Annotated in this window: 13 protein-coding genes; 4 read left to right on the plus strand and 9 right to left on the minus strand. The window is 67.4% G+C overall.

Going from position 1 to position 14,459, the window contains the following annotated elements; genetic code table 11:
• The first annotated feature begins 60 nt into the window (after positions 1–60).
• Entirely contained in the window at positions 61–747 is a 687-nt protein-coding gene (locus ACFQVD_RS28625) for a response regulator transcription factor (RefSeq protein WP_343981149.1), read from the plus strand.
• Positions 744–2,519 (plus strand): sensor histidine kinase, encoded by a 1,776-nt coding sequence (locus ACFQVD_RS28630; protein WP_343981146.1) that lies wholly within the window; start codon positions 744–746, stop codon positions 2,517–2,519. The genes ACFQVD_RS28625 and ACFQVD_RS28630 overlap by 4 nt, the downstream gene beginning before the upstream one ends.
• A 204-nt stretch (positions 2,520–2,723) precedes the next feature.
• Here the strand turns inward: ACFQVD_RS28630 and ACFQVD_RS28635 are convergent, their stop codons facing one another.
• Together ACFQVD_RS28635 and ACFQVD_RS28640 are read right to left on the minus strand one after the other, a co-directional pair.
• Positions 2,724–3,080, minus strand: coding sequence for a hypothetical protein (locus ACFQVD_RS28635; RefSeq protein ID WP_343981143.1), 357 nt, complete (start codon positions 3,078–3,080; stop codon positions 2,724–2,726).
• Positions 3,077–3,547 (minus strand): hypothetical protein, encoded by a 471-nt coding sequence (locus ACFQVD_RS28640; RefSeq protein ID WP_343981140.1) that lies wholly within the window; start codon positions 3,545–3,547, stop codon positions 3,077–3,079. The genes ACFQVD_RS28635 and ACFQVD_RS28640 overlap by 4 nt, the downstream gene beginning before the upstream one ends.
• 839 nt (positions 3,548–4,386) lie before the next feature.
• On the opposite strand from ACFQVD_RS28640, the gene ACFQVD_RS28645 reads away from it, so the two are divergent.
• Positions 4,387–4,692, plus strand: a complete 306-nt coding sequence (locus ACFQVD_RS28645; RefSeq protein WP_343981137.1) for a hypothetical protein — start codon at positions 4,387–4,389, stop codon at positions 4,690–4,692.
• A gap of 326 nt (positions 4,693–5,018) precedes the next feature.
• Here the strand turns inward: ACFQVD_RS28645 and ACFQVD_RS28650 are convergent, their stop codons facing one another.
• Both ACFQVD_RS28650 and msrA read right to left on the minus strand, forming a co-directional pair.
• A complete protein-coding gene (locus ACFQVD_RS28650; RefSeq protein ID WP_343981134.1) occupies positions 5,019–5,840 on the minus strand; it encodes a Fic family protein in 822 nt (273 codons plus the stop codon).
• Positions 5,841–6,201: 361 nt separating this feature from the next.
• Complete coding sequence (gene msrA, locus ACFQVD_RS28655; RefSeq protein WP_343981131.1) at positions 6,202–6,891, minus strand: peptide-methionine (S)-S-oxide reductase MsrA; 690 nt, start codon at positions 6,889–6,891, stop codon at positions 6,202–6,204.
• A gap of 136 nt (positions 6,892–7,027) precedes the next feature.
• On the opposite strand from msrA, the gene rarD reads away from it, so the two are divergent.
• Positions 7,028–7,948 carry an EamA family transporter RarD gene (gene rarD, locus ACFQVD_RS28660; protein ID WP_343981128.1) on the plus strand — a complete coding sequence of 307 codons (921 nt, stop codon included), beginning with the start codon at positions 7,028–7,030 and terminating at the stop codon, positions 7,946–7,948.
• A gap of 4 nt (positions 7,949–7,952) precedes the next feature.
• Here rarD and ACFQVD_RS28665 read toward each other — a convergent pair whose 3' ends face one another.
• The 5 genes from ACFQVD_RS28665 to nuoL all read right to left on the minus strand — a co-directional run bounded on the left by ACFQVD_RS28665 (position 7,953) and on the right by nuoL (position 14,453).
• Entirely contained in the window at positions 7,953–8,354 is a 402-nt protein-coding gene (locus ACFQVD_RS28665; protein ID WP_343981125.1) for a MarR family winged helix-turn-helix transcriptional regulator, read from the minus strand.
• 150 nt (positions 8,355–8,504) lie between these two features.
• Positions 8,505–9,500: a polyprenyl synthetase family protein gene (locus tag ACFQVD_RS28670; protein WP_343981122.1), complete on the minus strand. Its 996-nt coding sequence runs from the start codon at positions 9,498–9,500 to the stop codon at positions 8,505–8,507.
• A 14-nt stretch (positions 9,501–9,514) separates the two neighbouring features.
• The gene (gene nuoN, locus ACFQVD_RS28675; RefSeq protein ID WP_343981118.1) at positions 9,515–11,065 is read right to left on the minus strand and encodes an NADH-quinone oxidoreductase subunit NuoN; all 1,551 of its coding nucleotides are present in this window, start codon (positions 11,063–11,065) and stop codon (positions 9,515–9,517) included.
• Complete coding sequence (locus ACFQVD_RS28680; protein ID WP_343981116.1) at positions 11,062–12,591, minus strand: NADH-quinone oxidoreductase subunit M; 1,530 nt, start codon at positions 12,589–12,591, stop codon at positions 11,062–11,064. The genes nuoN and ACFQVD_RS28680 overlap by 4 nt, the downstream gene beginning before the upstream one ends.
• Positions 12,591–14,453: an NADH-quinone oxidoreductase subunit L gene (nuoL, locus tag ACFQVD_RS28685; protein ID WP_343981185.1), complete on the minus strand. Its 1,863-nt coding sequence runs from the start codon at positions 14,451–14,453 to the stop codon at positions 12,591–12,593. Before nuoL ends, ACFQVD_RS28680 begins: the two co-directional genes overlap by 1 nt.
• Positions 14,454–14,459: the final 6 nt, after the last annotated feature.

Genomic DNA, 14,459 nt, shown 5'->3' on the forward strand with positions numbered 1-14,459 from the left:
ACCTGTTTGGTTGTCATGCAGATCCCATATGCGCCCCTGGCATGCGCATAGCCTCAGGTCATGTGCGCGTACGTACTGGTCGCCGAGGACGATCCCAAGCAGGCCGAACTGCTCAGGCGGTATCTGGAGCGGGAGGGCCATGAGGTCCTCGTCGTGCACGACGGGCGTTCCGCGATCGACGAGGCCCGACGGGCGGATCCCGGCCTCGTGGTGCTCGACGTGATGATGCCGAAGGTCGACGGGCTGGACGTCTGCCGGGTGCTGCGTGCCGAGTCCGACCTGCCGATCCTGATGCTGACCGCCAAGTCCACCGAGGATGACCTGCTGCTGGGGCTCGGCCTCGGCGCCGACGACTACGTGGCCAAGCCGTACAGCCCCCGTGAGCTGATGGCCCGGGTGCGGACGCTGCTGCGCCGTACCGGCAAGTCCCAGGACGCCGATCGGCGGCTGTTCCAGGCGGGCGATCTCGTCGTGGACCCGGTCAGGCACACCGTCACCGTGGCGGGCACGCCGGTGGAGTGTACGCTCGCGGAGTTCCGGATCATCGAGACGCTGGCCGCCGAACCGGAGCGGGTGTTCACCAGGAAGCAGCTGCTGGAGCGCGTCCACGGCTTCGACAGGTTCATCACCGAACGCACGGTCGACGTGCACGTGATGAATCTGCGCAAGAAGATCGAGCTTGATCCGCGCCGCCCGGTCCGGCTGTTGACCGTGTACGGCGTCGGCTACAAACTGACCCACGCATGAGGTCGCTGTTCGTCAGGCTGCTCACGAGTTCGGCTGTCGTGGCGGTCTGCTCGATCACCGCGACGGCGTGGCTGGCCGCCAGCAGCACCTCCGGCGCCATCCAGCGCGAGCAGGGTCAGACGCTGGCCAGCGACGCTCAGATCAACAACAACCTGCTCGGCTACGCCTCCCGCCATCCGGACTGGTCGGGCGTCGCCGTCACCGTGCGCGATCTCGCCGCCCGTCACAGCCGTCGCATCGCGCTGACCACCGAGAAGGGCACCCTCATCGCGGACTCGGCGACCGCCGGGACCCCACTGCCCGCCAGGGTGTCGGCCGTCGTCGACCCGCTGGCCGTGGACGTGACCCTGGTGCCCGGGGCGGCCAGGGACCGGATCGATCCACGCGCGGTGGGTCCTTTCCTGTTGTCCGCCTCCGATCGCGCCCGGCTGGTCAAGGCCGCCGGCACCTATGCCACCTGCGCCGGCCGTACCGGGCAGGCCGTACAGATGACCGTCTCGAACACCGGCCGGCCCGTCGTGACGACGACCGGCAAGGAAGCCGACCAGGAGCCGCACCCGGTGCCGCGCGAGGCCCCCATGGTGATGGACGTCTGCGACGCCACCACCTTCAGCACGCCGACGCGCACCGAGAAGGCCGCGTTGAAACAGCTCAACCTCCTGGTCGGCAGGTGCCTCAAGGGCAAGAGCACGGAACGGGGCTCGGTCGGCCTCGACTTCGCCTGGGTCTCCAGAAAGAAGCAGCCTCCTGGCGCGGAACCCGATCAGACGATCTCGTCCTGCGTCGTCACCGCCCGCAAGGAGCAACTCGATCCCTACGTCGCCCCCGCGGCCTACCTGTACATCGGCTCCCCCGCCGAGGCCACCGGCCAGCGCATCCCGCTCCCCTCGATCGCCGGCGCAGCCCTCCTCGTGCTCGTGCTGACCGTGGGCGTGAGCGTCATGGCGGCCCGGCGCCTGGTCAGGCCTGTCAACGCGCTCACCCACGCCGCGCGACGGATGCGTGACGGGGACGGCTCCGCCCGCGTCACGGTCAGGACGACCGGCGAGATCAGCGAGCTCGCCACGGCGTTCAACGAGATGTCGGAACACCTTCAGCGCATGGAGGAGCAGCGCAAGGCCATGGTCAGCGACGTCTCCCACGAGTTGCGGACCCCGTTGAGCAACCTCAGGGGGTGGCTGGAGGCGGCCCAGGACGGCGTCGCCGAGCTGGACCCGGCGCTGATCGCCTCGCTGGTCGAGGAGATCCTGCTGTTGCAGCACATCGTCGACGACCTTCAGGAGCTCGCCCTCGCCGACGCGGGCAAACTCCGTCTGCACGTCGAACCCGTTCACCTCGGCGACCTTCTCGACCAGGTGGCCACCGCTCACCGAGGCCGGGCCGAAGCCGCGGGGCTCACACTGACCACCGCCATCATCGACGACCCCTCGCTGACCGCGGATCCGGTACGGCTCCGCCAGGCCGTCGGCAACCTGGTCACCAACTCCCTGCGCTACACGCCACGCGGCGGGCACATCACGCTGGACGCCCGCCAGGATGGCGAGCGGGTCGTCATCGAGGTGACCGACACGGGGGTCGGAATCCGGGCCGAGCACCTCCCCCACGTCTTCGACAGGTTCTGGCGGGCTGAGAAGTCCCGCAACCGGCGGACCGGGGGCAGCGGGCTCGGGCTCGCCATCGTGCGCAACCTGGCCGAGGCGCACGGCGGCACAGCCACGGCCACCAGCGTGCCAGGCGTCCGCACGACGTTCACCCTGCGCCTTCCGTCGTAGCGAGGCCCGAGAAGGACACCGGAAGCGAACACCTGAGCGATCAAGGGTCAGGATCTGACCATCGGCGCAGGTCCACGCCTCACCGAACGTCAGACCCACCGAGCACACGACCCCGGTGCCATCGATACCGCGGTGGCCGTCGAGGTTCAGGAGGCTGCCGTGGTCTGGATGAGAGAGCACCTGGTCGGGTTCCCGCCTCCGGTTTCAGCCGTCGGTGTCTTTCGGGTGACGAGGTGAGGCGTAGACGACCCAGACAGTGCGAGTGGCGTCATCAATGGCATAGCGGACGCGTCCGCCGCTGGTGACCTCAAATTCCCATTGTTCCAGGTTCTGGCCGTTATGACGATGAGTCGCGAGATCGCCGCGTAGGCGATGTTGACGCTCATGATCTGCCCGTGAGCGTGGATCGGCTCGCAGTGCCTCGAAACATCGGCGTGTGTTGCCCAGGGCGTGACGGCACAACTCCTCCCAGCCCTTGACCGCATCACCGGTACCGAACCGGATATCCCATTCGTCATCCGAAGGCGGGACCGTGACCCGGTCACCACGCTTCGGACTCACGCTGAGACCTCTACCGGTCCGAAGTCGCCACCTGTGGCCTTGCGGGCCTGGGCGTAGTGCGCTGGGTCGGCCTTGATCCGAGCGGTCGCCCGCCAGCCCGCGATGACCTCCTGCGTGGTGACATCGACATCAAGTTCCGCGGCGTCGGAGAGCGCCTCCACCAGTTCGAGCGTGAAGGCACGCAGTTCGGCGGAGGTGAGGTGGCGGACCCAGGGGAAGACCTCGGGCATGGCGATGACCAGCGTGCGGGCGGTCGGATCGTGCTTGATGAGGGCTAGGAACAGACGGGATGCCGTGGCCAGTGTCTGCCCGCGCTGATCCTCACGGTCGGCGGCGGTCAGGTAGAAGTCCGGGGCATCGCGGTGGGTGACACGTACCCGACCGAGGCGTGCGGCGCGTTCGGCGACGGCTCGGGGGTTTCTCGACAGGTCCGAGAAGGTGACGGCGTCGGCGTTGCTGGTGCTCACCCTGCCATCGTAAGTCAGAACACATTCTGAAGTTGGCGAACCAGGGAAGGAGCCTCACACGATCGCCTGGTAGTAAGCAGGCCAGATCGAGCGGCCAAACGACTCTCAGCACAAAAACGGCCGCCATGAATCGCACAGAAGCCCTGAATCAGTTCCCAGCTCGATGAAGGAGCAATGGCGAAGCCCCGCGGACGGACACGGCTCACGACTACGGCTCACCCCGGAAGCCGGGCGCGAGCCGTACCGGTGAAGCCGGCGCTACTCCTCGGTCGGGACCAGGCCCGTCTGGCAGGCGGCCCACTCGGACGGGTCACCCAGCTTGACGTTGGTGCTCCCGATGTCGCGGTGACCACCAGGGTTCGGGAGGCTGCCGCGGCCCGGAACAAGGGATCACCTGATCGGCTCCCCGCCTTGCGGTCGCCCGCCAGCCCGCGATGACTTCCTGCGTGGTGACATCGACATCCAGTTCCGCGGCGCCGGAGAGCGCCTCCAACAGTTCGAGAGTGAAGGCACGCCGCCGCGGTCATCCGCACCGTCGCCACCGCCCACCCGCGCTGCCTACACGATGAGGGCAGCAGCCGCTCCCGGTCTTGTAATTTTCACACATACATGATCATAAACGGCACCCTCATTGCGCCACGTTCCCGTCATGAGATCGATCAGAGTGGGGCACATTGTCCCAGCTCACCCCGCAAATGGCGGCTGCAGTATTAGCCATTTCCTCCATCATGAGGACAAGACCGCCAGATTCTTGTGGCCAATCGGTAAATACCGCGCTATATCGATCTGCGTTAAATCGATATTGATCGATCACATGCCCGTCCCCCACAAGGAGAAGCATGCAAAAAGTCACTTGGCTCCGCCGGCTCGGCCTCGTCTCAGCGGTGGTGGCGGTCGGCCTGGCCACCGCGCCCGTGGCCGCGCACGCCGACGGCTATGACACTCCCCGCAGCGCCGTTGCCGTGGGGGCGGGTAACACCTACGCGGCCGGGGTGGCGGCGGCCCAAGAACGGGCCCGGCAGGCCGTCCTCGCGGTCGGCCACGACTGCACCCCTGGGGTCTATTACATCTTGCTGACCTATGCTTCTCCGGGGGGCGGAACATGGGTCTTCCAGGCCACCCACGAGGCGATGTGCGTCGACTGATCAAGGTTCAGCAGATCGGCCCCCGCCGGGGTGCCCGCCATCGGGGAGCCCAGCCTCCGCAGGCTCATGCAGAGCCGGCACGACAGGCGATCAGCCGATCATGGCCAAACAGCAGGACGGCCCACGCCTAGGAGTCGAGCGCGAGCCGTACACCGAGATCTGCCGAAACCACTCCTCGGTCGGAACCAGGCCCGCCTGGCAGGCGGGCCACTCGGACGGGTCACCTAGCTTGACATCGGTACCTCCGACGCCGCAGTAGCCATTGAGGTGGACACGAGGCTGTCGATGTGCTCTTGCTCAGACACCTTTCATCCACGGCAGACACATCATGACCTGCGGTGCCTCGACTTGAGGTAGTCGCTCACCCACTTCTTGCTGCTACGCCACATACCGTCGTCGCCCTTGACCGCACGCAGTCGTCCCCGTGCGGCAGCCACCCGGAGGGCGTTTTCGGTGACGTCGCGCGTCGCGAGGGCAGGTAGAGGAACAAGCTTGACCGGGCCGGCCACCGCTGGCATGACGAAGCGGTACAGATTCGTCGTCACGCTGCGTGCGATGAGTTCACCCAGCGGGCCGAACTCGTCATTGCCGGCTCGGCGCATTGCCTGAAGGTACTTGTCGCGGTCGCGCTTGTAGATGATCGCCGACGGGTACCCGATTCTGCAAAGCATCAAGTTGAGCACCAAGCGGCCCGTCCGTCCGTTACCGTCGAGGAACGGGCGTATTTGTTCGAACCGGTTATGAACGTGGGCCAAGCGTTCGGGGAGGGGTTCCTCGGACTCGCCGCGAAGGTCATCGACACCCCTTACCCAGTCCCGCATCTGGGGGTCGACTTCCGGCCATGGCGGCGGCTTCATGCCTCCCGGGAACTTCGTGATCTCGTGCTGCCTGAAGTTCCCCGGGCTTTCAGCTGGGGAGGCATGTGGATGGGGATCTACAGCCCACACCAGCGACATGGCGGTGTGGTGTATCTGACGAACCTCCTGAAGCGTTATGAGATCTCCGTTTTGCCAGCCTCCTGGCTCCAGCGCCTGCCCGTACACCCACTTCGCAGCGTCGCCGTATCCCCTCACCTCCATGTAGTCCTTGAGCGGCTTCGCGCCTACCGCGCGCCCCTCCTCAAGGAGCCTCTCCACCTCCTGCAGCACGAGTGTGTTGCCCTCGATCGCAGTGCTGTTGTGAGCCTCCTGGTGCCAGATGTCGGACCAGATGTCCTCCGCCTCGTCAGGCGAAGGTAGTCCACCCAAACGGTCACGGAGTTCTCGAACGGCCTCGTCAAGGCGCTGATAAACAGTCGCCCTGGACGGCCGGCCCGGTCCTGACACCGACGCCCCCATGATTTTGTTCGGCTGAGCCGATGTAACTACACCGAACAAAATCAAGTCGACTTGTTCGCTTCGGCCAAAAAAATAGAACCGAACAACTTGCTCGCCGACCCGAGGCCCCCCACACACAGGGGGCACGGCTCACCCCAGAAGCCGGGTGCAAGCCGTGCCGGTGAAGTCGGCGCTACTCCTCGGTCGGGACCAGGCCCGTCTGGCAGGCGCCCCATCCGGACGGGTCACCTAGTTTGACGTTGGTGCCACCGATGCCGCAGTAGCCGCCGGGGTTTTTGTAGAGATATTGCTGGTGATATCCCTCGGCGAAGTAGTAGTCGCCGGCGGGGGCGATCTCGGTGGTGATGGCACCGTAGCCGGAGTCGGTGAGAACCTTCTGGTAGGCGTCACGCGAAGCCAGGGCGGCCTTCTCCTGCTCGGGCGAGTGGAAGTGGATCGCCGAGCGGTACTGTGTGCCGACGTCGTTGCCCTGCCGCATGCCCTGGGTGGGGTTGTGCGACTCCCAGAAGACGCGCAGCAGTTCCTCGTAGGACACCCGGGCCGGGTCGAAGACGACGCGGACGAGCTCGGTGTGACCGGTCTGGCCGGTGCAGACCTCCTCGTAGGTCGGGTTCGGGGTGTAGCCGCCCCCGTAGCCGACCGAGGTGGAGACCACACCCGGGGTCTGCCAGAAAATGCGCTCGGCCCCCCAGAAGCAACCGAGGCCGAAGTCCGCGATCTCACTCCCCTCGGGGTACGGCGGAGCCAGCGGGGCGTCGAGAACCTCATGACGCCCTGGCACCGCCATCCAGGTGGCGCGGCCCGGGAGCGCGTTCTCCGGGGACACCATGGAAGTCTTGTCCTTGCCGAACAGCCAGCCCATTGCGAACCTCCTCCTGACACGTTCTCACCAGGAAGCAACCGAGGGCGACTCCCCCGTGTTCCCGAAAGAGTTTCTTAACTGATCGAAAAGTACAGCTAAATTGTGTTAAATCCAGTAAGGAGCAAAGATAGGGGTCATGCCTGAAACGCGCCGCGGAGTTCTCTACGGCATCGCCGCCTACGCCATGTGGGGCCTGTTCCCGCTCTACTGGCCGCTCCTGAAGCCCTCCGGCGCCCTGGAGATCCTCGCCCACCGCATCGCCTGGTCCCTGGTCGCCGTCGTCGCCATCCTGGCGGTACGGCGCCACTGGTCCTGGTTCCGCGAGCTCCTGCGCACCCCGAGAAAGATCGGCCTTCTCGTCCTGGCCGCGGTGCTCGTCACGCTCAACTGGGGCGTCTACATCTACGCCGTCAACACCGGGCACGTGGTCGAGAGCTCGTTCGGCTACTTCATCACCCCCCTGATCAGCGTGCTCTTCGGCGTCCTGCTGCTGAAGGAGCGGCTGCGGCCGTGGCAGTGGGCCGCGGTGGGGCTGGGGGCGGTGGCCGTGGTCATCCTGGCCATCGACTACGGGCGGCCGCCGTGGATCGCGCTGGCGCTGGCCGCCAGTTTCGGCACCTACGGGCTGGTCAAGAAGACCGCCGGGGTGGGTGCGGCGGAGAGCATGACGGTCGAGACACTGGTGCTGCTGCTGCCCGCGCTGGGCTACCTGACCTACCTGGGGCAGCAGGGGACGAGCACGTTCGGCAACTGGGGCGCGGGCCACACGCTCCTGCTGGCCGGAGCGGGTGTGGTCACCGCCGTCCCGATGCTCTGCTTCACCGCCGCCGCGATCAGGGTGCCGCTCACCACGATCGGCCTGCTGCAGTACATCGCCCCGATCCTGCAGTTCCTGTGCGGGGTGTTCATCGTGCACGAGGTCATGCCGCCCAGCCGCTGGGTGGGGTTCGTCATCATCTGGCTGGCGCTGTCGGTCTTCACCTGGGACAGCCTCAGGACGGCCACCCAGGCCCGCCGTGCGGTGTCCAAGCGGGTAGCCGTACAGAACGCCTCATAAAGCCTCAGGAGCCGCGTACGGCGAGGACCAGAGGGGTGAAGAGCGGGTCGACGCCCGCCTGCTCCAGCGCGGAGGCCAGGGAGCGCTCGTAGGTGGGCGTGGCATCGGCCAGGCGGACGCGCCCCTCTTCGGTGATCACCGAGTAGACGCCGCGGCGGTCGTCCGAGCAGAGGTCGCGCCGGGTCATCCCGGCCTCTTCGAGGCGGGCGACGAGGCGGGTCACCGAGCTCTGGTTGAGCCCCACCGCCTCGGCCAGCTCCTGCATACGCATGCAGCCGCCGGAGACGGCGGCGAGCTGGATCAGTGCGCGGTACTCCGACAGCCCAAGGCCGTGACCGCGCTGGAGTGCCTTGGTCAACTCCGCCTCCACGCGTGCGTGCAAGAGGGCGAAATGGTCCCACGACATGGTGATTCCTCCTGGAGTGTGCTGTCCGGCAGGAGTCTACATGCACATACATTATTTGCTTTGCCCTACAAGTAACATCGTGGAAGAAACACGAAAAACCCGGCTCGGCGCTGTCGCCGAGCCGGGCTGGGTCCGATCCTGGACCGGCGGTCAGCCGGAGCGCTCGACGACGTAGTCGCAGAGGGCCAGGTAGGCGGCGCGGGCCGGGATGTCGGGAAGGCCCGCGAGGTCCTCGCGGGCACGGTCGGCCCAGTCGAGCAGCTCGGCGCGGGCATGTCCCATGGCGGGGTCGGCGCGGAGCAGACGCAGGGCCTCCTCGATGTCCTCCTCGGCCACCGGACCGGCCAGCAACTCGCGCAGCCGGGCGCTCTCGGGGTTGTCCGACGCCAGGACGTAGAGCACGGGCAGGGTCCGGATGCCCTCGCGCAGGTCGGTGCCCGGCGTCTTGCCCGACTCGGCCGTCTCCGAGGCGACGTCCAGCAGGTCGTCGCCGAGCTGCCAGGCGACCCCGATCGCCTCGCAGGCCCGGGTCAGCCGCTCGACCACCTCGGGTGTGGCGCCGCTGAGCATGGCGCCGAACCGGCCGGAGGTGGCGATCAGCGAACCGGTCTTGTCGGCCAGCACCCCGATGTAGTGGGCCACCGGGTCCTCGCCGGAGCGGGGGCCGATGGTCTCGCGGATCTGGCCGCGGACCAGCCGGGAGAACGTCTGCGCCTGGATCCTGATGACGTCGGAGCCGAGGTCGGCGAGGATCTCCGAGGCCTGGGCGAACAGGTAGTCGCCGGTCAGGATGGCCACGGTGTTGTCCCAGCGGGCGTTGGCCGACGGAGAACCCCGGCGGACCGGGGCCTCGTCCATCACGTCGTCGTGGTAGAGCGTCGCCAGGTGGGTCAGCTCGATCACCACGGCCCCCGGCACCACTCCCGCCGCCGCGGGTGAGCCGAACTGGGCGGCGAGCAGGACCAGCATGGCCCGGAACCTCTTGCCGCCCGCCTCGATGAGGTGCTTGGACGCCTCCGTGACGAAGGCGTCCTCACTCTCCACCGAGGAACGGAGCAGTTTCTCGACCTCGGCCAGGCCGGTAGCGAGGTCCTGCGCCAACCGTTCGTCGACGAACGGAAGATCAACAACCGGTGGCGCAGCCATGAACCGTTACTCCTCTAGCGAATGAACAGCGCGGACGCAGCCTGATCCGCGAGATCGAGCACCGGCTGCGGGAAAACCCCCAGCACTACCGTAGCCGCTGCCGCGAGGGCGACCACAGCCGAGGTGCCCACCGTGGGCGTCGCGATGGACGGCCCGTCGACGGCGGGCTCGTTGAAGAACATCAGCACGATCACCCGGACGTAGAAGAACGCGGCGATCGCCGAGCTGACCACACCCACGATGACCAGCGGCAGAGCGTCGCCGGCGACCGCGGCCGAGAAAACGGCGTACTTGCCGAAGAAGCCGCTCGTGAGCGGGATGCCGGCGAAGGCCAGCAGGAAGAAAGCGAAAATACCCGCGAGAGCGGGGGAACGCTTGCCCAGACCGGCCCAGCGGGACAGATGTCCGGCCTCGCCTCCCGCGTCGCGGACCATGGTGACGACCGCGAAGGCGCCGACCGTGGTGAAGCCGTACGCGGCCAGGTAGAACAGGATGGCCGACAGGGCCTGCTTGTTCTGCTCGGCGGCGCCGATCGCGACGACGCCGGTGAGCAGGAAGCCCGCGTGCGCGATCGAGGAGTAGGCGAGCATCCGCTTGATCTCGGTCTGGGTGATGGCCAGGATCGCACCGACGATCATCGTCAGGATCGCGATGCCCCACATGACCGGCTTCCAGTCCCACTCCAGGCCGCCCAGGGCGACCCAGAAGACCCTCAGCACCGCGCCGAAGGCCGCCACGAGCACCGTGGAGGCCATCAGCGCGGTGACCGCGGTGGGCGCGCCCTGGTAGACGTCGGGCTTCCACGCCTGGAACGGCGCGGCGCCGACCTTGAAGAGCAGGCCGACGCCGAGCAGCGCGAAGCCGAGCAGCAGCAGCGTCTCCTGGCCGCCTGCCCCGGTGAGCGCGGCACTGATGGCCTTCAGGTCCACCGATCCGGCGTAGCCGTAGACCATGGCCGTGCCGTACAGGAAGAAGGCCGAGGAGAACGCGCCGAGCAGGAAGTACTTGACCGAGGCCTCCTGCGAGAGCAGGCGGCGGTGGCGGGCCAGGCCACAGAGCAGGTACAGCGGCAGGGACATGACCTCAAGGCCGACGAACATGGCCAGCAGGTCATTGGCGGAGGCGAAGAGCAGCATGCCACCGACCGAGAACAGCAGCAGCGGGTACACCTCGGTCTGGGCGTATCCGCTGAGGATCGCCTCCTCCTCGTCCGGGCTTCCCGGCACCGCCGCCGCCTGCGCGACGAACTGGTCCTCGTCGTTGATCAGAAGCGTGCTGACCAGCGCCAGGACGAGGATGATGCCCCAGATGAACAGGGCGGGCCCGTCCACCGCGACCGCGCCCATGGCCGCCGGGGCGTCCGGCAGGCCGTTGACGCCGGACAGGACGGTCATGACGAACCCGCCGAGCAGGGCGAGCAGCGTGAGCGGCATCTGGATCGACTTGCGCAGGTAGCGGGGCGCGAACGCCTCGACCAGCACCCCGATGATCGCCGCGCCGAACACCAGCAGCATCGGCGAGAGTAGCGCGTACTCGATTGTCGGGGCTTGGATGGTGCCGTTCACTGGCCGGCCCCCTTCTTCTCTGCCACGGCGGGCGTGAACGGTTCGATGTGGACGCTGGAGATCGTCTTGTCGACCGCGGGATTGATCACGTCAAGCACCGGCTTGGGGAAGAAGCCCATGGCGATGATCACCGCGATCAGCGGGCCCATCACCCAGATCTCACGCCAGTTGAGGTCGGGCATGACGTGGGCCGACTCCTTCGAGGGGCCGGTCATCGTGCGCTGGTACATCCACAGGATGTAGACGGCCGCCAGGACGACGCCGCTCGTCGCGATGATCGCCGCGACCGGGTAGCGCTCGAAGGTGCCGATCAGGACCATGAACTCGCTGACGAAGGTGGACAGTCCCGGCAGGGAGAGCCCGGACAGGCCGGCGATCAGGAAGGTGCCGGCCAGCAGCGGGGCGACCTTCTGCACGCCTCCGTAGTCGGCGATCTGGCTGGAACCCCGGCGGTAGATCAGGAAGCCGGCGACCAGGAAGAGCGCGCCGGTAGAGAAGCCGTGGTTGACCATGTAGAGGGTGGCGCCCGCGCCCGCGTCCCTGGTCATCGCGAAGACGCCCAGCGCGATGAAGCCGAAGTGCGAGATCGAGGTGTAGGCGATCAGGCGCTTCATGTCGGTCTGGCCGATGGCCACGATCGCGCCGTAGACGATGCCCACCACCGCCAGCACGATCACCAGCGGGGTGAAGAACTTCGACGCGTCCGGGAAGAGCTCCAGGCAGAAGCGGAGCATGCCGTACGTGCCGACCTTGTCCAGCACGCCCACCAGCAGCACCGCGGCGCCGGCCGGGGCCTGCGCGGCGGCGTCGGGCAGCCAGGTGTGGAACGGCCAGAGCGGCGCCTTGACCGCGAACGCGATGAAGAAGCCCGCGAAGAGCCACTTCTGCGTGGTCGGGTCCTGGATGACGCCGATCAGCTCGGGGAACATGAAGGTGCCCTTGTCGGCGATCACGTAGAGCGCGATCACCGCGACCAGCATGAGCAGGCCGCCGAAGAGCGAGTAGAGCAGGAACTTCACGGCCGCGTAGGACCGCTGGGCTCCGCCGTACGACCCGATCATGAAGTACATCGGGATGAGCATGGCTTCGAAGAAGACGTAGAAGAGGAAGACGTCGGTCGCCGCGAAGACGCCGATCATCATCGCTTCCAGCACCAGCAGCAGCGCGAAGTAGGTCTTCACCGAGCGCTTGGGCGGGGCCGCGGCCCCGGTTCCGTCGGCGTCGTGCCAGGAGGCGAGGATCACGATCGGCACGAGCACCGCCGACAGCGCGATCAGCACCAGGGCGATGCCGTCCACGCCGACGCCGTAGTGGACGCCGAACCTCGGGATCCACTCGTAGACCTCGGCGAACTGGAAGCGCGCCTCGGAGGCCGGTTCGAACAGGTACGCGAGGGCGCCGGTGAGCGCCAGCACGACCAGTGAGACCGCCAGCGCCAGCTGCTTCGCGAGCTTGTCACTCTTGACAAGGGAGACACCCACCGCGCCCAGGACGGGCACGGCAATCAGGGTCGAGAGCCAGGGCATCACATGTTCCCTACGTAGAGCAGCGCGCCAACGACCACGGCGGCACCGAAGAGGATGGACAACGCGTAGGACCGCACGTAGCCGGTCTGGACGCGGCGCAGCCGCCCGGAGGTCCCGCCGATCCCCGCCGCCAGGCCGTTGACCAGGCCGTCGATGCCGCGGTTGTCGAAGAACACCGCGAACCGGGCCAGCCACTGGCCGGGGCGCATGAGCAGCGCCTCGTTCAGCGCGTCGCCGTACAGGTCACGGCGGGCGAAGGTGGTGAGGAACGAGCCGCGCGGGGCGACCCGGGGCACCTCGGCGGCACCGTAGCGGAACCAGGCGTAGACGACGCCGACGGCGACCAGCGCGAGCGTGGTCAGGCCGGGGACGCTGAAGGGGTGGAATCCGGGCAGGTGCTCGGGCAGGCCGACCGCCGGGGCGAGGAACCTCATGAGCCGGTTGTCCAGGATCAGGAAGGCGCCCAGGAAGACCGAACCGATCGACAGCAGGATCAGCGGCACGGTCATCACGGAGGGCGACTCGTGCGGGTGCGCGTCGTCGGCCCAGCGCCGCTTGCCGAAGAAGGTCATGAAGACCATCCGCGACATGTAGAAGCCGGTGATGCCGGCGCCGACGACCGCGAGCCAGCCGAGGATCTGGTTGTGCTCCATGGCCGTCTCGATGATGCCGTCCTTGGTGAAGTAACCGGACAGCAGCGGGAACCCGATGATCGCCAGGTAGCCGATCATGAAGGTGGCCGCGGTGACCTTCATCACCGAGAACAACCCGCCGTACTTGCGCATGTCGACCTCGTCGTTCATGGCGTGCATGACCGAGCCCGCGCCGAGGAACATGTTCGCCTTGAAGAAGCCGTGCGCGATCAGGTGCGCGATGGCGAAGGCGTAGCCCACCGGGCCGAGGCCCGCGCCGAGCATCATGTAGCCGATCTGCGACATCGTCGAGCCGGCCAGGCCCTTCTTGATGTCGTCCTTGGCGCAACCGATGATCGCACCGGCGAGCAGCGTGGCCACACCGACGATCGTCACGACGAGCTGCGCGGTCGGGGCGGCCTCGAAGAACGCGCCGGAGCGGACGACCAGGTAGACACCCGCGGTGACCATGGTCGCGGCGTGGATGAGGGCCGAGACCGGGGTCGGGCCCTCCATCGCGTCCAGCAGCCACGACTGCAGCGGCAGCTGGGCCGACTTGCCGCAGGCGCCGAGGAGCAGCAGCAGGCCGACCGCGGTGATCGTGCCCTGGGAGGCGGCGCCGGAGGAGATCGCCCCGTTGACGGCGCCCCCGGTGAGCTCGTTGAAGGCGACCGAGCCGAACGTCGTCCAGATCGTGAAGATCGCGATCAGCAGGCCGAAGTCGCCGACGCGGTTGACGATGAACGCCTTCTTGGCCGCGGCCGCCGCCGTGGGCTTGAACTGCCAGAAGCCGATCAGCAGGTACGAGGCGAGGCCCACACCCTCCCAGCCGACGAACAGCACGACGTAGTTGTCGGCCAGCACCAGCAGCAGCATCGCGGCGACGAACAGGTTCAGGTACGCGAAGAACCTGCGCCGGCCCGGGTCGTGCGACATGTAGCCGATCGAGTAGATGTGGATCAGCGATCCCACACCGGTGATCAGCAGGGCGAAGCTGATCGACAGCGGGTCGATCAGCAGCCCCATGTCGGCGAGGCCGGGGATGAACTCGTAGAGCCTGACCCCCTGGCGGCGCTGAGCCTCGGGCAGACCGAGCAGCTGGACGAAGGCGGCGACCGCCACCGCGAACGCGCCCAGGGACATCACGACACCGAGGAGGTGACCCCAGCGGTCGGTACGGCGCCCGAACAGCAGCAGGATCGCGGCACCGAGCAGCGGGAGCGCGACCATGAGCCA

Source organism: Streptosporangium amethystogenes subsp. fukuiense (genome assembly GCF_042665875.1).
Taxonomy (GTDB): Bacteria; Actinomycetota; Actinomycetes; order Streptosporangiales; family Streptosporangiaceae; genus Streptosporangium; species Streptosporangium fukuiense.